Here is a 19,943-nt window from a genome sequence, read left to right on the forward strand (position 1 = left end):
GCCGGGCTTACTCGCCGCTTCGCCGCGCACGTAACTAAACGGATCTAAGGGTCGCCGCTTCACAGGCTCTCGATCCGTTCCTCTCACGCCGAAAAGGGTAGCAAGAAGCGAGTGTTCGGGCCGCGGATCTGAAAGAGTTAAACCCCACAATACCCAGAGTACGGGTATGACTAGAAACGACGTGAAACTGGGGGTCGTCGGACTCGGTAACATCGGGCACTACCACGCGGACCGACTGACCGAGCTCGGCGCCAATCTCGTGGGCGGGATGGACATCGACCCTGACGCGCGAAACGACTTCTCCGAGAAGTTCGACGTGCCGACGTACGAGGACCACGGGGAGCTGTTCGGGCAGGTCGACGCCGTCGTCGTCACGACGCCGAACAAGTTCCACGAGCAGTACGCCGTCGACGCGCTCGACGCCGGCATCGACGTGCTACTCGAAAAGCCGCTGGCCGACACCGTCGAGAGCGCCGAGCGGATCGTCGAGGCGGCTCGCGAGGCCGACAGCTTCTGCATGGTCGGGTTCCACAGCCGGTACCACCACCAGGCCGAGATCATCAAGGACCAGCAGACCACCGGCCGGTTCGGCGACGTCACGCACGTCGAGGCCAACTACGTGCGACGCCGCGGCATCCCCGGCCGGGGCTCGTGGTTCACCGCGGAGAACGTCGCCGGCGGCGGCTCGCTGATCGACATCGGCGTCCACGCGATCGACCTCGCGCTGCACTTCCTCGACTACCCCGAGGTCGTCGAGGTCTCGGGCACCGCGCGTTCGGAGTTCGGGACGAACGACGATTACGCCTACGTCGACATGTGGGGCGACGACCAGGGCGCCGAGCACTTCGACGTCGACGACTCCGCGACGGCGCTGATCCGCTGTGCCGGCGGGCAGACCATCTCGCTTGAGGTCGCGTGGGCGACCAACCGCCCGCCGACCCAAGAGTTCTTCGTCCGCGGCACCGAGGCCGGCGCGCGCTTCGACAAGTCCAGCGGCGACCTCGAACTCTACGAGGCCGGTCAGGGCGGCGCCCACCACCTCGCGACGACCGACGTCGAGACGCGCTCCCACGACCCGCACCGACAGGAGCAGGTCGCGTTCCTCGACGCCGTCGCGTCCGGGCAGGCCCCCGACCGCAACACCGTCGACGAGGCGCTCACGGTCCAGCGCGTCATCGAGGCCATCTACGAGTCCGGCGAGACCGGTCGCGCCGTTCGCCTCGACGATGAAGCCGAAACCGAGCCCGACGCGCCGGTCGCGAACGACTGAGCCGTCTCGGCGTCCGCGCCGGACACCGCCCCGATCTCTCCGAAGTTTTATTCTCCAGTCGGTCGTTGCGAGCAGTATGGACATCGGCGTACACACACCGCCGCTCTACGACCGGTCGTTCGAAGAAGCGCTCTCGACTCTCTCGGAGATGGGCGTCGACGCCGTCGAGCCCGGCGTCGGCGGCTACCCCGGCGACGAGCACCTCTCCCGATCGGAGTACCTCGACGACGAGGACGCCCAGGCCGAGCTGCAGGACGCGCTCGACGAGCACGACATGCGCATCTCCGCGCTGGCGACCCACAACAACCCGCTCCATCCCGACGACGACCAGGCCGAGACGGCCGACACCGAACTTCGGGAGGCGATCGAGCTCGCAGACCAGCTCGACGTGAACACGGTCACCTGTTTTTCGGGGTTACCGGCGGGCGGACCGAACGACGAGACGCCGAACTGGATCACCGCGCCGTGGCCCCAGGACCACGCCGACGCCCACGAGTACCAGTGGGAGGACGTGGCGATCCCCTACTGGTCGGAGATCGCCGAGGTCGCCGACGAGCGCGGCGTCGACGTCGCCATCGAGATGCACCCCAACATGCTCGTCTACGAGCCCCACGGGATGCTCCGCCTGCGCGAGGCGACCGGCGAGCGCATCGGCGCGAACTTCGACCCCTCGCACCTGTACTGGCAGGGTATCGAGATCACCGACGCGATTCGCCTGCTCGGCGAGGAAGACGCCATCCACCACTTCCACGCCAAGGACACCAAAGTGTACGAGGAACAGGCCCGCGAGAAGGGCGTGCTGGACACGACCGCCTACACGGAGGAGGCCGACCGGTCGTGGATCTTCCGCTCGATCGGCTACGGCCACGGCGAGTCCCACTGGAAGGACGTCGTCTCGACGCTCCGGATGGTCGGCTACGAGGGCGCGCTGTCGATCGAACACGAGGACTCGCTGACCTCCTCGCTCGAAGGGCTGGAGAAGGCCGTCGATATGCTGGATCGCGCAGTCTTCGACACCCAGCCCGGCGACACCCACTGGGTCTGAGCGACGCGTATATTTTTAAGCTCCCGGCCGACAATTTTATCCCACGATGGAGATCGATATCACTCACCGCCCCGCGTACGCGCACCTGAACGTCGACCTCGAACAGGGCGAGTCGATCCTCGCCGAGCCCGGCGCTTTGGTCGGCCACTCCGAGAGCATCGGGATCGAGACGACGTCGAGCCGCGACGGCCTGCTCAGCTCGGCGAAGTCGATGCTCGGCGGCGAGTCGCTGGTCGCAAACGAGTTCACCGCCGAGGGCGGGCGCGGCACGGTGACGCTCGCGCCGCCCAAGCCCGGCGACGTCCACCACCACGAACTCCGCGGCGAGACGCTGTACGCCGTCGACGGCGCGTACCTGGCGTCCGACCCGGAGATCGACATCGACTCCGAGTTCGGCGGGCTGCAGTCGATGCTCGCGGGCGCGAGCATCACGCCCCTGGCGCTGAAAGGGACCGGAAACGTGTTCATCGAGGCCTTCGGCGGCCTGGAGTCGGTCGAACTCGGGAGCGGCGAGACCTACACCGTCGACAACGAGCACGTCGTCGCCTGGGAGGAGTCGGTCGACTTCGACGCCCGGCGCGTCGGCGGCCTCAAATCGACGCTGCTCAGCGGCGAGGGGCTCGTGATGGACTTTTCGGGTCCCGGGACGGTGTGGTACCAGACGCGCGGGCTCGACGCGTTCACGTCGGCGATCGCCGGCTCAGTTCAGGGCGGCGAGGACGACGACGGCGGGGTCAACGTCGACGTGTTCTGAGCCGCTCGGCTCCGGCGGTCGGCTCAGACGGGAACAACTAACTTCAACTCTCACGAATCACCGTCCATGACCCTACAGGTCGGCGTACTCGGCTACCGGTTCATGGGACAGGCCCACGCGAACGCGCTGGCTCGCTTGCCGATGTTCTTCCCGGACGCGCCCGACGTCGAGCGGGACGTTCTGATCGGCCGCGACGAGGAAGCGCTCGCGGACGCCGCCGACCAGCTCGGCTTCTCCCGGACGGCGACCGACTGGCGCGACGCCATCGACGACGTCGACGTCTTCTACAATCTCGGCCCGAACCACGTCCACGCCGAACCGTCGATAGCGGCGCTCGAAGCGGGGACGCCCGTTTTCTGCGAGAAGCCGCTCGCGCCCACGCTGGAGGGCGCCGAGGAGATGGCCGCCGCGGCGCGCGACGCCGACGTGCCGGCTGGCGCGGCGTTCAACTACCGCTTCGTTCCGGCGATCCGGTACGCGAAGAACCTGATCGACGACGGCGAGCTCGGCGAGATCCACCACGTCCGGGGCCGGTACCTCCAGGACTGGCTGGTCGACCCCGAGGCGCCGTGGTCGTGGCGCAACGACGAGGAGATGGCCGGCTCGGGCGCGCTGGGCGACCTCGGCTCCCACACCGTGGACCTCGCGCGCTTCCTGGTGGGCGACCAGCAAGGCGAGATCGACCGGCTCTCGGGCCACCTCCAGACGTTCGTCGACGAGCGGCCCGTCGAGGGCGAAGACGAGACTCAACCTGTGACCGTCGACGACGCCTACTCCGCGCAGGCGGAGTTCGAGGGCGGCGCGATGGCGACCTTCGAGGCCTCGCGGTTCGCCAACGGCCACAAGAACGACCACACGATCGAGATTCAGGGCTCGAAAGGCAGCCTGAAGTTCTCGCTCGAACGCCTGAACGAGCTGGAGGTGCTCCGCGAGCACAACCGGGGCTACGAGACCGTGCTCGTCACCGACGAATCCGATCCCTACATCGAGCACTGGTGGCCGCCGGGCCACGTCATCGGCTGGGAGCACACGTTCGTCCACGAGAACTACGAGTTCCTGACTGCGGTTGCGGAGAGCGGCGAGGCGTCGCCGAACTTCGAGGACGGGCTGGCCGCACAGCGGGTGCTCGACGCCGTCGAGCGGAGCGACCAAACCGGCGAGTGGGTCGACGTCGAGCGCGCGTGAGCGCGTCTCGACGGCACCGGTCGGGGGTTTGTCGAGGCGAGTGGGTCGACGTAGAAAACGCGTAAGCGCGTCTCGACGGCACCGGTCGGGGGTTTGTCGAGGCGAGTGGGTCGACGTAGAAAACGCGTAAGCGCGTCTCGACGCCGCCGGTCGGCGGTTTGTTCGCGATTGTCCGGTCGATCAGAGCTTCTCGGCGATCGTTTCGACCGCGACGACGAACCGATAGAGCAGGTACAACGTAAAGAGCGATAGCACGACGCCGATCACCCAGAACAGCGCCGCTATCGGCGCGGCGAGATGGCCGCCGAAGACGATCACGTACGCTGCGATCACTGCGAGGAGAGCGAGGATCAGTCCGGCAGCCCAGGTCGGGAGTTCGTTCCGAGCGTCGCGCGTAGCCATACGGGACATCGGACGACGACGAGCAAAAGCACGACGGAGGGTCAAACGTCCGTTTGACATTCGTCCGATACGGCCGCCTCAGAACTCCCGGTTCTTCTCGTCGGTGACGACCGAGTCGACGAGTTCGACCGGCGTCGCGTCGTACGCCGGATTGCCGACCTCGAACCCCTCTGCCGGTTCGAGCATCACCTCGCTGGCCGGTCGGAAGTCGTTCTCGAACACGAACCCCTCCTCGACGATCTTCGTTCCGGAGCCGACGACGGTCATCGGCGTCCCGACGTTGTCGGCGGTCGCGGCGATCGGGAACGTGCCGACGCGGTTGTACAGCACGTCGTCGACGATGCAGGTCATCCCCGTCACCACCCGGTCGCACTCGTCGAGGTAGTGCCCGCAGGCGCCCTCGGTGATCAGCGTCACGTCGATCGGGTCGTAGCCCGCGAGCGTCCGCGCGGTGCGCCGACCCAGGTAGCGCGGCCGCCCTTCGGTGACGTACACGTCGAGGTACATCCCCTCCGCGATCGCCTGCTCGATCGCTTCGAGCACCGTCGTCGAGTAGTCGTGGGTCATGATCGTCATCCCGTCTTCGAACAGCTCGACGGCGTTCGCGGCGGCCCGGCGCTTGCCCTTCTCGATCCCCTCGACGACGCCGTCGATCACCTCCTGAGTCCCGCGCTTGGCGTCCTCGATGTCGTCGAACTCCCGGGTCGTCACCGCGTCTTTCACCTCCAGCATCGCGTTCTGTAGCGACGCGTGAGAGGGGTTGGCCCGGCGGAGCGCGCTGACGTTCCGCTCGAGGTCGCGCTCGAACTCGTCGACCGTGGCGAACTCCCTGTCGAGCAGCGATTCCAGCGCCCGGGTCGCCTTGATCGCCACCGACGAGGAACTGGAGGTCTGCATCTCCTCGATCTCCTCGACAGCCTCGTTGATCATGTCACCACAATCGCGGCAGCCGGGCAAAGTCCTTGCGGGGAGGGCAACGCTGTCGGGGAACGGCGTCGCGTAGCTGGCGAGTGGGATCGCCACTCGCCCCCGCGGTGATGCCGCCGCCGGAACCGTCATGCGCCCGGATCCCGAACGTTCGCGCGATGGTCTCGGTGAGCTACACCTGCCCCTACTGCGACGCTGTCGTCGAGATCGAGCGGGACGCCTACCTTGCAGACAAGTCCGTGACGCGCGAACCCCTGGAGGGGTACGAGTACGCGTCGACGACGGACGACGACCGCGAGGACGCCGACGGCATCCAGTTCGTCTGCATCGGCGATCCGGACGACGAAACGGACGGCTGCGGCCGGACGTTCTATCTCAACTATATCGCCTACGAGAACGGTCGCGAGCGCGACGACGGGCCGTCGCTGGAGGACGCGCCGCGGTTCGACTTTCGGCCCTGAGCGATCGCGGCGAGTCGCTGCGGCGTCGAACGCGGGTCTTCATTTCCCGTCGTCGACGATACTGTCTTCGCGGTCGGCTTCGAGCGTTTCCACGCGCCGCTCCAGATCCTGGATCCGGCGCTCTGCCTTCTGTACGGCGTTCCAGAACACGCCGAGCACGACGAGTAACACTCCACCGAGCAGCAGTCCGGCGGCCCCGGACAGGAGAAACAGCAGTATGCCGACCGGGAGCACGAGAAGCGAAGCGAGGACGTAGATTCCGTCGACGCTCATCGAGCGATGCTGTAGAACAAGCGACACTAAAGGTTGCGATCCGGGTTCCGCTTTCGGATCGCGGTTCCGCGAGCGACCGGTGCTTACTCGTACAGCGGGTGCTCGGCCGCGAGCCGGTCGATCTCGGCTTCGACGTCGTCCCGAACTTCCTCGAAGTTGTCCTCGGCGACGGCGTCGACGACCCGCGCGATGAGGTCGCCGACGGTGCGCGTGGCCTCCTCGTCGAAGCCGCGCGTCGTCAGCGGCGGCGTGCCGGCGCGGATGCCGCTCGGGTTGAACGAGCTGCGAGTCTCGCCGGGCACCGTGTTGGCGTTCAGGACGATGCCGACTTCTTCGAGGGCCTCCTCGGCGTCGTTACCGGTGACGTCCGGGTGGGACTCGCGGAGGTCGACGAGCACGAGGTGGTTGTCGGTACCCTCGGAGACGAGGCTGAAGCCGTGGTCGGCGAGCGTCTCGCCGAGCGCCTTCGCGTTGTCGATCGTCTGCTGGGCGTACTCCTCGAACTCGGGATCGAGCGCCTCCTCGAAGCCGACCGCCTTGCCGGCGATGTTGTGCATGAGGGGGCCGCCCTGCGCGCCGGGGAACACGGCCGCGTCGACGTCGTCGGCGTACTCCTCGTCGCAGATGATGATGCCGCCGCGGCCCGCGCGGATCGTCTTGTGGGTCGAGCCGGTGACGAAGTCGGCGACGCCGACCGGCGAGGGGTGGACGCCCGCCGCGACCAGACCCGTGATGTGGGCCATGTCCGCGAGGTGGTACGCGTCGGCGGCGTCGGCGGCCTCCTGGATCTTCTCCCACTCGACCGTGCGGGGGTACGCCGAGTAGCCCGAGACGACGATGTCGGGATCGAACTCTTCGGCCTGGGCCTTGACCTCTTCGTAGTCGATGTAGCCCGTCTCCGGGTCGACCTCGTACTGCTCGACCTCGAACAGTTGGCCCGTGAAGTTCGCGGGGTGGCCGTGGGAGAGGTGGCCGCCGTGGGTCAGGTCCAGCGAGAGGATCTTGTCGCCGGGGTCGAGCACCGCCAGGTAGACGCCCATGTTGGCCTGCGTGCCCGAGTGGGGCTGTACGTTGACGTGGTCGCCGCCCCAGAGTTCCTTCGCGCGCTCGATGGCCAGGTTCTCGACCTCGTCGGCGTACTCGCAGCCCGCGTAGTAGCGGGCGCCGGGGTAGCCCTCGGCGTACACGTTCGTGAGCGCCGAGCTCTGGGCTTCGAGAACCGCATCGCTCGCGTGGTTCTCGCTGGCGATCATCTGGAGAGTGCTTCGCTGGCGCTCTACCTCGCCGCTCAGGGCGTCGGCGATCTCGGGATCGACCTCCCTGACGGTGTCGTACTTCATGTTCGTACGTCGGGGGGCGGTCGCGTATAATTGTACCCTTTCGCCGATTTTCGGGTGTGATCCTGTAGCATCGTTCGACCGTTCGATCGGGCGCAGCGGGCGGCACCGACGACGATCGTGCAGAAACAAACACGCCGACCGACCGACGCCGAACGCTCGAACGGGCGGAATCGGGCGGAACGACGGGCGAAGTCGTCCCAGTCGATAAAGATAACTGCCACTAGCGTTTTCGTTCGACTCGAATGATCGAGTGGGAGGTGACGGAGGACGGGCTCCGTGTCCTCGACGCCGACAGCGCCGAGATGGGCGTCGAGAGCCCGGGCCTCGATCTCGCACGGAGCGAGGCCGACCTCCCCCGACCGGTCGACGCGACGCTGGTCTGTTCGACCTCGGAGTTCACCTTCCCCTCGGCGGTCGTGTACGCGACGCCGCTTTCCGGCGGACGGACCCGCGAGCTCGGTCCAAAGACCGACCCGATCGCGCTCCCCGACGACGAGTACGTGATCGACGTCGACGCCGAGATCAAGACCTACCTCAGGGTCGACGGCGAGTGCTCGATCCGCAGATCGGAGACGTACGATCGAACGGTCGTCTCGTTCCCCGAGCGCACGGACGTCGCCGTCGGGTTTCGGAGCCGCAGCGAGGCGCCGACCCACTCGATGACCGTCCCGCCGACGCCGGAGGGCGTCGCGACGGCGCTCTCGCATCTCCACGCCTCGCATCGGACGACCGGCGTCGACCGCTCGTACCCCTCGCTCCGGGGCCATCCGCCCCGCCTCGAGGCCGGCGAAGCGATCGACGTGCCCGACGCCGTCGTCGCCGCGACGCAGTCGACGGGGATCGAGATCGTCGCGCCCGACGATCTGGCCTCGCTGTACGTGCTCGCGCCGCTCGCGTACTACCTGCAGGCGTCGGTCGACGTCGCCGATCGCCCGCGGCCGGTCCTCCGGTTGCCGTCGCTCGACGCCGAGTGGGAGCTGTCGGGGCTGCCCGACCTCGAACGCGAGGTGACGCGGCTGCTCCGGCAGGTGTTCTTTCTCGACTGCCTGGTGCGAAACGCCGGGCCCTACGGGACGGAGCTCGCCGAGGCGAGCCTGCTCGACACGCTCGGGCTGGACGCCGGCGCGCTGTACGACGCCGAGCCGGCCGAGCGCCTCGGGACGTACATGACGGTCGCCCACGACGCGATCCAGCACCGGCTGCCCGACTGGCACCTAGCGACGTACGTCGAGCCGACGCCCGAACACCTCTCGACGCTCCCGCACCTGCTGGATCGGCTCAGCCTGCTCTACGAGCCCCGAACCTCGGAGCTGGAGGGCAGCGAACTCGTGGAGCGATCGCTCGACGACTTCTACCGCGGCTCGGTCGCCGGCGAGCGCGGCGTCGGGCAGGTGGCGTCGGTCGACATCCTCAAGCCGGAACTCCGCGAGGGCCGCATCCACGGCTGGCTCGCGGAGGGGACGCCGATCGACGTGTTCAAATCGACGCCCGCAGCCTACGAGAATCGCCTCGACTACCTCGAACGCGGCGGGGACGGCATCGACATCGCCGTCGTGCTCAACGACGAGGAGATGTCCGACGAGCACGTCGACGTCGCCGAGATCTACCGGCGGCGCGGCGAGGACCTCTCGATCGACGTCACCGTCGAGGAGCAGCTCTCGACGGACGGGCTGGCCCGACTGTTCGAGACGCCGCACGACTTCGTCCACTACATCGGCCACTGCGAGAAAAGTGGGCTGCGCTGTCCCGACGGCTATCTGTCGGCGTCCAGCCTGGAGGCCTGTCGCGCACAGACGTTCTTCCTGAACGCCTGCGGATCCTACTACGAGGGCCTGGAACTGGTCGAGCGGGGCAGCGTCGCGGGCGCGATCACGTTCTCGCAGGTGCTCAACGAGCACGCCGTCAAGGTCGGCTCGACGTTCGCCCGCCTCCTGGTCCACGGGTTCGGCATCGAACGGGCGCTCCAGCTCGCTCGGCGGCGCATCATGATGGGCAAGGACTACGCGGTCGTCGGCGACGGCACCCACTCGCTCGCACAGAGCGAGAACCGGCTCCCCGCGACCGCCGAACTCGAACGCGTCGAGGGCGACGGATTCCTGCTGTCGTACGACCAGTTTTCCTCGCGTCACGTCGGCGGGTTCTACCAGCCGTTCATAGAGGACAACGAGTACTCCTACCTCTGTGGCACCGAGTCCGAGCACGCCCTTTCGCGCGACGAGTTGCTCGCGTACCTCGATCGAGCGGAGATGCCGGTCATCTTCGACGGCGACGTGTACTGGTCCGCCGACCTCCGACCCGTCATCGAGGGAAGGAGTTGAGTCCGACCCTGCGGCCGCTTCCGGCAGCTTCAAACGCCTCGGGCGGCAACGTCGATCCATGAGCATCGAGACCGACGCCGGCACGATCGAGCAGGACGTCGAGACGCTCGGCCGCCAGCTCGGCGAGGCGATCGAGCAGCTCCCCGAGTACCGCGAACTGCAGGAAGCCAAGGCCGCCGTCGAGGAATCCGAGAACGCCCAGGAGCGCATCGACGAGTTCGAGCAGCTCCGCCAGGAGTTCATGCTGGCCCGTCAGACAGGCGACGCCTCTCAGGAGGACCTGCGAGAGCTCCAGGAAGCCCAGAGCGAACTCCACGAGATTCCCGTGATGGCCGAGTATCTGGAAGCCCAGAACCGGCTCGACGCTCGCCTGGAGGCGATCAACGACGCTATCTCCGAACCGCTCGACATCGACTTCGGCGAGGAAGCGGGCGGTTGCTGCGAAGACTAGACGCTCCTCTATCGTTCCGTCCGGCACGCCCGGACCGAGAGCACAACACTTAGGCTGCGACTGGTCGCATCGTTCGAGTATGCAGATCGAAAGCGACTGGGGCGACTGGCTGCCCCGCGAGATCGAGGCGGCCGATCCGGACGGCATCGCAGTCTGGTATCTCGGCTGCAACGGCTTCGCCGTGAAGGCCGGCGACGGAACGACGCTCTTTATCGACCCCTACGTCGGACTGGGCGACCCGCCGCGGACGGTGCGGATGATCCCCGTCCCGTTCGACCCCGAGGACGTCGCGGACGCCGACGCCGTGCTGGCGACCCACGAGCACACCGACCACGTGCACGGCCCGAGCCAGGCGCCGATCCTCGAATCGACCGGGGCCTCCCTGTACGCGCCCGACGACAGCCTCGACGTCGCGCTCGACGACGAGGACTGGCAGGCCGACTACGACATCGACGACGACCAGTTCGTCGAGGTCGCGGAAGGCGACGAGTTCGAGGTGGGCGACGTCTCGATCAGCGTCGAGGTCGCCCAGGACGCCGACGCGACCCACCCGGTGAGCTACGTGATCGAGTACGAGGGATCGACGTTCTTCCACGGCGGCGACACCAAGCCCAGCGACGAGTTCGAGCGCGTCGGCGACGAGTACGACATCGACCTCGGCGTGCTGGCGTTCGGCACGGTCGGCAACGTCCCGGACAAGGAGACCGGCGATCCCGTCCGCACGAAGTGGTACAACGACGAGAACCAGGCCATCGAGGCCGCCAGCGACCTGCAGTTCGATCGGTTCCTCCCGAGCCACTGGGACATGTGGAAGGGGCTGACCGCCGACCCGAAGGTGCTTCACCACCACGCGAAGAGCTTCGAGCACCCCGGCGCGCTGGAGATCGTCGAGATCGGCGATCGAGTCGACCTGTAGGGTTTCGGTCGATCGCCGACGCGTGCGGTCGTGCCCGACGCGCGACTTTGACGACGCTCTTATATTTCTTCTCCGAGATTCGTAGTACGATCTCCGCGCGCTGCGAATAGAACGGTTGCGAGATACGTGCCCGATCCTTTTATGTTGGTAGTCCAGAAAGGGCCCCGTATGACCGAAGAGGCCGCCAGGGAAGCAGTCGAGGTATCTTCCGACGGGATCACCGTCCGGAAGGCGTTCGAGACAGAGGATTTCGCGGTGCCGACGATCGAGTTCCGGATCGAGTCGACGCGCGACGACGAGGTCACGCTCCGACTCTCGGAGCCGATCCCCGACGAGTTCCCGATGGACGGCGTCGGGTTCCACCCGGAGTACGGGAGCGAGCACTGGACCGCCTTCGAGGACCACACCGTCGAGTTCGAGCACTCGCTGGCGCCCGGCGAGGAGCTCGTCACGGTGTACGGCATCCGGATCGACGATCCCGAGGACGCCGACGCGTTCCTCGAATCCCCGGAAATCGCGGAGGTTCGGCCGGCGAACGCGGACGCCGACGGCGCCGATCGCTCGGACGCCGAGGCGGTCGCCGACTCGACGATCGACGACATCGCCTCGAAGGAGAGCAGCCAGGCGGTCAAGGACATGATCTCGGGCGAGTCCGACTCGATGCCGGGGCTCGATCAGGACGCCGACGAGGCGGACGAAGACCACGACGACGAGTCCGGCGACGACGGCGGTCTGGACCTCAATCTCGACGACGTCGATCTCGACGGCGAGGACGACGCCGCCGAGGAAGATGAGGACGAAGCGGATGAGGGCGCCGCCGAGGACTTCGATCTCGGACTCGAAGAGCAGATCCCCGACCCCGAGGAGGACGCCGACGACGAACCGGAGATCGAGATCGACGTCCCGGCCGACGACGAGCCGGCGGCCGCCGAGGGCGAAGCGGCCGCAGCAGCGGACGATCCGGACGCCGACGCCGAGGAGGTTGAGGCGGACACGGGTGCGAGCGCCGACGCGGTCGACGAGATGATCGACGGAGACGACGCCGATGCGGACGCCGAATCCGTCGAAATCGAGGCGGACGATGTCGAAGTCGAAGACGTCGAAGCCGATGTCGAGATCGACGAAGGCGACGCCGAAACCGAGGACGTTGCGACGGACGAGGACGATGCCGAGGTCGAGGAACCGGAATCGAGCACCGAGGTCGACGAGACCGACGACGCCGAACTCGAGGCTGACGACGACTCGGCGACCGTCGACGCCGCAGCAGAGGAGGATGCTTCGGCGGACTCGGACATCGCGACCGACTCGGGCGTCGAGACCGACTCGGACGCTGAGGTCGTAGCCGACGCGGCCGACGAATCCGTCGACAAGATCGCCGGGACGGACGCCGCGAGCGAGTCGGACGCCGACGCCGGTGCCTCGATCGAGGGCGGCGTCGCGAGTGCGCTCGCCGAGGAGCTCCGCGCGGGGCGCGTCGACGAGGAAGACAAAGCGGTCCTTCGCGAGGAACTCGACCTCGGCGGCGACGCCGAGGACGCCGACGCGAGCGGCGTCGATTCGAGCGTCGTCGCGCGCATCGACCACCTGCAGTCCCGCGTCGAGGAGGTGTCCGCCTACGCCGGCGCGATGGAGGAGTTCCTCGCCGAGAACGGGCAGGGCGCCGAAGTGATCGAGGAGCTCCAGTCGACCGTCGCGGCCCTCGAATCGGACGTCGCGTCCGTCGAGTCGTCGGTCGCCGAGAACGACGACGCGATCGACAGCTTGCAGGGGCGGGTCGCCGACGTGGACCAGCACGCGACGGCGCTCGACGAACGCGTCGAGAACGTGGACGGTCGCGTCGACTCCGTTGCCGACGACGTGTCCTCGGTCGACGAGCGCGTCGACGGCGTGGACGAGCGTCTCGCCGACGTCGACGAGTCGGTCGAAGCCGTCTCCGAGTCCGTCGACAGGGTCGAATCCGAGATCGGCGAGGTCGGCGACGACGTGGAATCGGTTCGCGCGGAGCTCGACGAACTGTCCGAGGAGCTGGCGGGCGTCGAGGACGTCGCCGAGGAGGCCGCCGCGGACGTCTCGGAGCTGACGGAGTGGCTCGACGAGCTCGACGAACAGCTCGATTCGGTCGAAGGAGATGTCGAGACGGTCGAGTCCGAGGTTCGGGAGATCCAGGACTGGCGCGACCAGCTCGGCGAGATGTTCAACTGAGCGGCGCGAAAGCGCAACCTGTTTGACCGCCGGGGACGTTCGTCCCGCCAATGACGGAGACGATCCCCGTGGCCGTCCCGCGGAAGGGACGCCCGCTCGAGGCCGTGCTCGACCGCCTGGCGACGCGCGTCGAGGACAGCCATCACGCCCCCGAGCGCGAGGGGGTCGACGTCGCCTCGCTGGCGGACTCGATCAGCTCTATCCTGCGCTACGAGAAGGCGATCGCCAAGGGCGAGCAGACCGCCGCGGACGACGTGTACGAGCGGCTCGCGGAGTACAGCGACCTCTCGGCGCCGGGGCGCCCGGAGTACACGCTGCTGCGTGACGCCCGGAAGGGCCGACCGCGCCGGATCGTGTTCGACAGCGTCACGATCCCGCTCGACGGCGTCGAACTGCAGCTGATCGGCCGCGAGGAGCCGTTCCGCGCGCTGCGCACTCACGAGTTCGCGCTGGGGTTCGACAGCGCCGATCTCGTGTTGGAGGAGGTCGTCGGGCTGCGGGCCGAGCCCCTGGAGTCGATCGCGGATCTGAACGCCCGGATCGATCCCCGGGACACCGACGTCCGCGTCGTCGCCGGACTCGGGGACACGGTGTACCACACGCTGATGGGGCAGCCCGATCTCCGCCGCGACGGTTCCGAGGATTCGTTCGATCGCGAGTTCGTCCGCGAGTACGAGGGGCCGCTTTGCATCTCGCCGCGCTACGAGCGGCTCGTCGAGGCGGTGCTTGGCACCGACGCCGTCGAGGGGATCGAGTTTTGCTACCCCGAGAACGGCCGTGAGGAGGAAGCCGCCATCGCGGACGCCGGACTCGGCGTCTACCTGACCGTTACCGGGTCGACGGCCCGGGAGCACGGCCTCGAACTGGGCGAGCAGCTGTTCCCCAGCGAAACGGTGCTGATGGAGAACCTCGCGGAGACGAGCGGCGGCGCGGGCCTCGTCGCGGACCTGTTCGCTGACGCGTCGGAGCAGTCGGAGTTGACGGTCTGACTCGATCCAGGTCTCTCCGGCGGTACTTCGCCGCCGCGGCTCAGTTGCCCGCCTGAGCCGGGACGCTCGTCGCCTCCTCCGCTACGTCCTTGTCTCCGTAGTACTTCCCCTCCCAGTCGCGCCGCTTCGAGAGTTTCTCGTACCCCTCGTCCGTGAGTTCGTAGGCGTTCGTCCGGCGGTCGTGCGACCCCTTCTCGACCAGACCGTCGTCGACGAGGTCGTCGAGGTTCGGGTAGAGCCGTCCCGGATGGACCTCCGACTCGTAGTACTCCTCGAGTTCGGACTTGATCGCCAGCCCGTGGGGCTCTTCCAGTCCCGCGATGACGTACAGCAGGTCGCGCTTGAAGCCGGTGAGATCGTACATGGTGTTTGCCTCTGCAAGTGGATACGACCAGCTACCACACAAAACGAACACCTAACAGTTTTGGAGAAACGGAGCGGGATCGCGACCGGTGTGACTCCCCGAGTGCGGTCTCACTGCCGCGAGAGCACGCTGCGAGCCTTCGCGGCGTCGATCCGGTACTTGAACTTCGGCGTCCCGTCGACGAGCACGTAGGGGACCCGGTCGCCGTACTCCTCGGCGAGCTCGGGATCCTCGTCGACGTCGACCTCGTCGATGTCGATCGCGACGCCCTCGGAGTCGGCGATCCGCGTCAGCGTCTCGACGGCCTCGTCGCAGAGCTGACAGTTCTCTCTCGTGTACACGGTGATCGGTACCGGCTCGGACATGGCCGGACGTTGGGGCCGGCGCGGAACAACGGTTGCGATTCGGGAGGCCGACGGTCGGCGCGATCGATCGCCGTCGAACGCGTCGGATCCGCGCCCTCGAAATCACGCGGGAAGATGCGACCGTTAGCAGAGTCCGAGTTCCGCGACCAACGGCGCGTACTCGGTCGAGAGCTCCACCGCGGCGACGGCGTGTTCGTGCCCGGTTCCGTGGGCGTGCCCGTGTCCGCGGCCGCCGTCCGCGAACTCTCCGAGCAGGAGGGCCGCTCCGACCGCGAGGCTGGCCAGCGCAGCCCCCACTTGCAGGTACTTCCGGGCGGCGGTGTCGAGAACGCGACCCCACAGCAGCGTGAGCGCGCCCATCGTCGCGATCGAGGCGACGCAAAACGCCGCCAGCAGGACGAGCCCCGTCCCCAGCGTGGGGGCCGTCGTGACGAGCACGACGACGAACGCGCCGCTCCCGGCGAGCCCGTGGACGATCCCGACGAGGAACGACTCGTCGGCCCGGTGGCTGTGCGTGGCGCCGAGCGACAGCGATCCCAGGCCGACGTGGGCGTGGGTGTGCCCGTCGTGGGTGTGTTCGGTCACGTCGACGAGCCGGTACAGCATCCGGGCGCCGAGGTAGACGAGGATCGCGCCGGCCAGCACCTCGAACAGCGTGGTGACGCCGTCGGGGAGCCGTCGTCCCGCCAGCAGGAACGCCAGCGCGACCAGCGCGATCGGGATCGAGTGCCCGATCCCCCAGGACGTTCCGACCAGCCCCGCGTGATCGTCGCTCTCGTCGTCGACCAGCGTCGCGACGGCGGCGACGTGGTCCGGTTCGAAGGAGTGGCGGACGCCGATCGCGGCGCCGGCCGCCAGTGCAGCGAGTACGCTCATCGTTGGCTGTGTCCGACGACTTCGAGGGTCCTTACTGCAGCGATTTCTCGACGAGTCTCGGGAGACGTTACGAGATCCAGCAGTTACTGGTCGATCTGCGGCCACTTCTCGTCGGCGTCTGCGAGCGCCGCGCGACCGCGACCTCGTCGCGATGCGCTCGTCCGCGCCGACGATCGAAGCGATCGGCCCACTCACGAACGCGCCGACCGGTGTTCGAGCGGGAGCTTTCGCTCAGAAGTTCGTCGAAACAGGAAAGCGAATCGCGCGCGAAAAACGCGCGATCGCTTGCCGCCCTGAATTGGTCCCCGCTGACGCTTCGGCCCTCCAAGCGAAGCGTCAACTGTGAAAATTCACTCGTAGATCTTAAATGTTTCGACAGAGACCTGCCGATCGCTTTCCCGATCCAAATATTAAGCTGCGTTTACATGTGTTCCTCCTCGAGAACCCAGCCCAGCGCTCGCTTGTAGTGGCTGAACAGTTGTCGGACGCCTTCGTGACGCATTTCCTCGTCGTCGAGCTGATCCTGCAGGTACTCGTACTGCTCGCGGATTTCGTCTTCGGATCGCATACGCCCGGATACCGGCGCGAGTGACATGAAAGCCCCGGGGAGGGCGATCACGAGGCGAACCCCGAGACTCGAACACTTTTAATGACGCCCCGGCAACGTCAGGGTCGACCCGACGTTCGGCGACGGCGGGCGCGACTACCAGACGATGACCGGCGCGGAACACGCCCCCGATGTGGGCGAACGACTGGCTGATCGACTCGGCCGCGGGAGCGACGCCCACGCGCGGTACGCGGCGGCCGCCCGCGACCGGCCGGACGACGGCGTCGTCGCGGACGCCGTCGCGGAGTGGCTCGCGTTCGTCCGCCGGAGCCACGGCGACGCCGTCGACTCGCTGCCGGGCGAGCGCTCGCGCGAGGCGCTCGTCCGCGACTGGCTGTACTACGACTTCCTGCTCGAACGGCTGTTCGTCGCCGTCGAGCGTCGCCTCGGCGTGCGGGTGCGCGATCGCGCACCCGGCGCCAACTCGGGCGCGCTCGACGTCGACCTCTCCGCTGTCCACGGCGCCGTCGTCGACGACGAGCTCCGGAACCGCGTCGACGACGCGCTCGCCGCGGCGACTGGGACGGGGACCGTCGCCGACGCCGTCGATCCCGACGCGCTCAGGCGGCTCTACGAGTCGGTGGTCACTCGTTCAGTGCGCCTCGCGCTCGGCGAGTACTACACGCCCCGCGGCGTCGCCGCGCTGGCGGTCGACGCGCTCGAGGGCGACGTCGGCGCGGATGGCGTCGACGCGGACGCCGGCGTCGGTGGCGACACCTACCTCGATCCGGGGTGTGGCTCGGGCGCGTTTCTGTCGGTCCTGATCGATCGCAAGCTTGCGGCGACCGCGGACGCCGGACTGAACGCGCGCGAGCGGCTCGACCGGATTACCGACGCCGTGGTCGGGATCGACCTCAACCCTGTCGCGGTCCGGAGCGCGACGCTGTCGTACGTGCTTTCGCTCGCGCCGCTGCTCGCCCCATCCGACGTCGACTCGGTCGCCGTCCCGGTGTTTCTCACGGACGCGCTCGGCGTCACGCGCGACGACGACCTCAGCTACCGCGGCGAGCCGTTCGATCCGACGGTCGACCACCTCGTCGGTAATCCGCCCTGGATCACCTGGAGCGACCTGCCCGACGCCGTCCGGACGGCCTGGTGCGACGGGCCCGCGGAGCGACTCGATCTGGCGCCCGGCGACGGCGCGACGTCCTTGCTCGGCCACGCGAACGACGACATCTCGGTGCCGTTCGTGCTGACCTGTGCGGATCGCTACCTCGCGCCCGACGGCGACGCCGCCTTCGTGCTCAAGCGCACGATCGCGAAGGGGCCGGCGGGACGACGACTGCGCGCCCAGCGCCTCGACGACGCGCCGCTGCAGGTTCGGCGGGTCCACGACTTCGCCGACCTCCGACCGTTCGGCGACGGCGTCCGGGCGGGCGCGGCGATCTTCGCGCTCTCGGCGGGCGAGCCCGCGTCGACGCCGATCCCCGTCACGGCGTGGGCCCGCGGCGACGCTGCGCCGGAGTTCTCGACGCGGGCGGCGATCGACGCCACGCTCGCCCGCGAGGAGACCGAGTTCGTCCCGGTCGACGCGGACGATCCGGCGTCGTCGTGGCTCCGCGCGGACGCCGACCGCCGGGCGCTCGGCGAGTGCGCCCACGAGATCCGCCACGGCGTCAAGGACGACGCGCGCGAGGTGTTCGAGATCGACCGGAGCCGACTCGCTGATCTCGAACCCGACCGCGTCTTTCCGTATCTCAAGTCCCGCCACGTCGTCAAGTACGGGCTGTTCGGCCACGACCTCCGGATCGTTCCACAGCGAAAGGCCGGCGAGGACAACGAGGAGCGACTCGAACGCGAGTGGCCGCGCACGTACGAGCACCTGCAGGAGCGACGCGAGCGCCTCGAAGAGCGCTCCTCCTCGTGGCTCGACCGCGGCCCGTTCTACAGCGTGTTCGGCCTCGGCGAGTACACCTGGGCCGACTACAAGGTCGTCTGGTGCCGGCTGGGCTACAAGCCCCACTTCGCGGTCGTCTCGACCGTCGAGGACGAGGATCTCGGCGAGAAACCCGTCGTGCCGGGCGATCACTGCATGTTCGTCGCGACCGACGACGAGCGCGAGGCGCACTTCCTCTGTGCGCTCCTGAACTCCTCGATCTACCAGCGCTCGCTCGACGACGTGGTCTCGGAGGGCAAGTCCAGCCTCTCGAAGGCGGTCGTCTCGCGGCTGTACCTCCCGGACGCGGAGGACGTCCCCGACGCTCTCGTCGACCGGCTCGCCGATGGTTCGCGCCGAGCCCACGAGATCGTCCCCGAGCACACCGACGTGAGCAAGCGCGAGTACAACCGGACGACGATCGGGGCTCTGGAGCCGATCCGAGCGGACGTCGACGCCGCCGTCGAGGAACTGCTCGCGCGGCGGGACGAGTGACCTGCGGGCGAGCGGACGCACGGACGAGCCGACGACGCCCCGCCGCTCCGGAGTGGAGGATATTTCACGCCGCGAGCGCTACGGGCCCACATGGAGATCCGCGGCGAGCGCGAGTGCAAGGACTGCGGCACGCGGTGGTCGTACTACGAGACCGGCAGCGTGAGCTGTCCGAACTGCGAGAGCGTCCGCAGCGTCGGCGTCGACGAGGAGCGCAAGCGCCACACCGCCGGCCAGGCGGCGCTCGATCTCACTGAGGTGCGCAACATGATCGACGCCGCGCCGGAGTCCGACGTCGCCGACGCGGCGATCGAGAACTGTCGCGAGTTCGTCCGCCGGACGGGCTTCATCGACGCCGGCGAACTTCAGCCGCTCGACGATGTCTACCTCGCCGCCCGCGAGCTCCGGCAGGTCGCCGATATCGTGGGACGCTCCTACGACCCGACGGAGGACGAGGAGCTGTACTACCTCTCCTTGCTGCGGGGCGCCGACCGCGGCGAGCGGCCCGCGCCCGACGAGGTGCCCGCCGGACTTCGGGAGGCGCGCGGGCTGGCGTACGCCGAGGCGGTGCAGGCGTACCGACGGGAGATCGGCACCTGGATCGACGATCAGGACGGCGAGTACCCGGCGGCGATGGGCGCGCTCGCGACGCTGGGCGATCACGTCAAGCGGATCAAGGCGCTGCAGGGCGACGTCGATCCAGGGACCGCCGAGCGGCTCGTCAGGGCCGCGCGCAACCTCGCAGAGGCGGTGCGCTGGGACGACGAGGACGCCCTGGCGCGGTGTCGCGAGCGGCTGGAGCGGCTCTCCGACGCGCAGTAGCGCCGGCG

20 protein-coding genes are annotated in these 19,943 nt (G+C 68.1%); 12 read left to right on the forward strand and 8 right to left on the reverse strand.

Annotation, left to right across the window (positions count from 1 at the left end; all coding sequences use genetic code 11):
- The first annotated feature begins 166 nt into the window (after positions 1-166).
- From ABDZ81_RS11850 to ABDZ81_RS11865, 4 genes are all read left to right on the forward strand, one after another.
- Entirely contained in the window at positions 167-1,270 is a 1,104-nt protein-coding gene (locus ABDZ81_RS11850; RefSeq protein ID WP_377073897.1) for a Gfo/Idh/MocA family protein, read from the forward strand.
- Between the two features lie 76 nt (positions 1,271-1,346).
- On the forward strand, positions 1,347-2,315 hold the full coding sequence (locus ABDZ81_RS11855; protein WP_343774190.1) for a sugar phosphate isomerase/epimerase family protein: 969 nt from the start codon (positions 1,347-1,349) through the stop codon (positions 2,313-2,315).
- Between the two features lie 46 nt (positions 2,316-2,361).
- On the forward strand, positions 2,362-3,069 hold the full coding sequence (locus tag ABDZ81_RS11860; RefSeq protein ID WP_343774191.1) for a TIGR00266 family protein: 708 nt from the start codon (positions 2,362-2,364) through the stop codon (positions 3,067-3,069).
- 66 nt (positions 3,070-3,135) lie between these two features.
- Positions 3,136-4,254: a Gfo/Idh/MocA family protein gene (locus tag ABDZ81_RS11865; protein ID WP_343774192.1), complete on the forward strand. Its 1,119-nt coding sequence runs from the start codon at positions 3,136-3,138 to the stop codon at positions 4,252-4,254.
- Positions 4,255-4,434: 180 nt separating this feature from the next.
- Here the strand turns inward: ABDZ81_RS11865 and ABDZ81_RS11870 are convergent, their stop codons facing one another.
- Together ABDZ81_RS11870 and ABDZ81_RS11875 are read right to left on the reverse strand one after the other, a co-directional pair.
- The gene (locus ABDZ81_RS11870; protein ID WP_343774193.1) at positions 4,435-4,656 is read right to left on the reverse strand and encodes a hypothetical protein; all 222 of its coding nucleotides are present in this window, start codon (positions 4,654-4,656) and stop codon (positions 4,435-4,437) included.
- A gap of 78 nt (positions 4,657-4,734) precedes the next feature.
- A complete protein-coding gene (locus ABDZ81_RS11875) occupies positions 4,735-5,586 on the reverse strand; it encodes an eIF2B alpha/beta/delta subunit family protein (protein WP_343774194.1) in 852 nt (283 codons plus the stop codon).
- Between the two features lie 155 nt (positions 5,587-5,741).
- Between ABDZ81_RS11875 and ABDZ81_RS11880 the strand changes: the two genes are divergently transcribed.
- The gene (locus ABDZ81_RS11880) at positions 5,742-6,044 is read left to right on the forward strand and encodes a DUF7969 family protein (RefSeq protein WP_343774195.1); all 303 of its coding nucleotides are present in this window, start codon (positions 5,742-5,744) and stop codon (positions 6,042-6,044) included.
- 39 nt (positions 6,045-6,083) lie between these two features.
- Here ABDZ81_RS11880 and ABDZ81_RS11885 read toward each other — a convergent pair whose 3' ends face one another.
- Both ABDZ81_RS11885 and glyA read right to left on the reverse strand, forming a co-directional pair.
- Positions 6,084-6,317 (reverse strand): hypothetical protein, encoded by a 234-nt coding sequence (locus tag ABDZ81_RS11885; RefSeq protein ID WP_343774196.1) that lies wholly within the window; start codon positions 6,315-6,317, stop codon positions 6,084-6,086.
- 83 nt (positions 6,318-6,400) lie between these two features.
- Positions 6,401-7,657: a serine hydroxymethyltransferase gene (gene glyA / locus ABDZ81_RS11890; protein ID WP_343774197.1), complete on the reverse strand. Its 1,257-nt coding sequence runs from the start codon at positions 7,655-7,657 to the stop codon at positions 6,401-6,403.
- A 242-nt stretch (positions 7,658-7,899) separates the two neighbouring features.
- Between glyA and ABDZ81_RS11895 the strand changes: the two genes are divergently transcribed.
- From ABDZ81_RS11895 to ABDZ81_RS11915, 5 genes are all read left to right on the forward strand, one after another.
- Positions 7,900-9,975: a hypothetical protein gene (locus ABDZ81_RS11895; protein ID WP_343774198.1), complete on the forward strand. Its 2,076-nt coding sequence runs from the start codon at positions 7,900-7,902 to the stop codon at positions 9,973-9,975.
- Between the two features lie 58 nt (positions 9,976-10,033).
- The gene (locus tag ABDZ81_RS11900; protein WP_343774199.1) at positions 10,034-10,426 is read left to right on the forward strand and encodes a YlbF/YmcA family competence regulator; all 393 of its coding nucleotides are present in this window, start codon (positions 10,034-10,036) and stop codon (positions 10,424-10,426) included.
- Between the two features lie 79 nt (positions 10,427-10,505).
- Positions 10,506-11,342, forward strand: a complete 837-nt coding sequence (locus tag ABDZ81_RS11905) for an MBL fold metallo-hydrolase (RefSeq protein WP_343774200.1) — start codon at positions 10,506-10,508, stop codon at positions 11,340-11,342.
- Between the two features lie 168 nt (positions 11,343-11,510).
- Entirely contained in the window at positions 11,511-13,544 is a 2,034-nt protein-coding gene (locus ABDZ81_RS11910; RefSeq protein ID WP_343774201.1) for a midas domain-containing protein, read from the forward strand.
- A gap of 50 nt (positions 13,545-13,594) precedes the next feature.
- On the forward strand, positions 13,595-14,533 hold the full coding sequence (locus ABDZ81_RS11915; protein WP_343774202.1) for a phosphoribosyltransferase HisG-related protein: 939 nt from the start codon (positions 13,595-13,597) through the stop codon (positions 14,531-14,533).
- A gap of 40 nt (positions 14,534-14,573) precedes the next feature.
- Here the strand turns inward: ABDZ81_RS11915 and ABDZ81_RS11920 are convergent, their stop codons facing one another.
- The 4 genes from ABDZ81_RS11920 to ABDZ81_RS11935 form a co-directional block, all read right to left on the reverse strand.
- Complete coding sequence (locus ABDZ81_RS11920; protein ID WP_343774203.1) at positions 14,574-14,897, reverse strand: PadR family transcriptional regulator; 324 nt, start codon at positions 14,895-14,897, stop codon at positions 14,574-14,576.
- 110 nt (positions 14,898-15,007) lie between these two features.
- Positions 15,008-15,262 carry a glutaredoxin family protein gene (locus ABDZ81_RS11925; protein WP_343774204.1) on the reverse strand — a complete coding sequence of 85 codons (255 nt, stop codon included), beginning with the start codon at positions 15,260-15,262 and terminating at the stop codon, positions 15,008-15,010.
- Between the two features lie 123 nt (positions 15,263-15,385).
- Entirely contained in the window at positions 15,386-16,138 is a 753-nt protein-coding gene (locus tag ABDZ81_RS11930) for a high-affinity nickel-transporter protein (protein WP_343774205.1), read from the reverse strand.
- Positions 16,139-16,559: 421 nt separating this feature from the next.
- Positions 16,560-16,706, reverse strand: a complete 147-nt coding sequence (locus ABDZ81_RS11935; protein WP_343774206.1) for a hypothetical protein — start codon at positions 16,704-16,706, stop codon at positions 16,560-16,562.
- Positions 16,707-16,851: 145 nt separating this feature from the next.
- On the opposite strand from ABDZ81_RS11935, the gene ABDZ81_RS11940 reads away from it, so the two are divergent.
- Positions 16,852-19,116: a DNA methyltransferase family protein gene (locus ABDZ81_RS11940; protein ID WP_343774207.1), complete on the forward strand. Its 2,265-nt coding sequence runs from the start codon at positions 16,852-16,854 to the stop codon at positions 19,114-19,116.
- Between the two features lie 90 nt (positions 19,117-19,206).
- The gene (locus tag ABDZ81_RS11945; protein ID WP_343774208.1) at positions 19,207-19,935 is read left to right on the forward strand and encodes a DUF7117 family protein; all 729 of its coding nucleotides are present in this window, start codon (positions 19,207-19,209) and stop codon (positions 19,933-19,935) included.
- Positions 19,936-19,943: the final 8 nt, after the last annotated feature.

The organism is Natronoarchaeum mannanilyticum, assembly GCF_039522665.1.
Taxonomy (GTDB): Archaea; Halobacteriota; Halobacteria; order Halobacteriales; family Natronoarchaeaceae; genus Natronoarchaeum; species Natronoarchaeum mannanilyticum.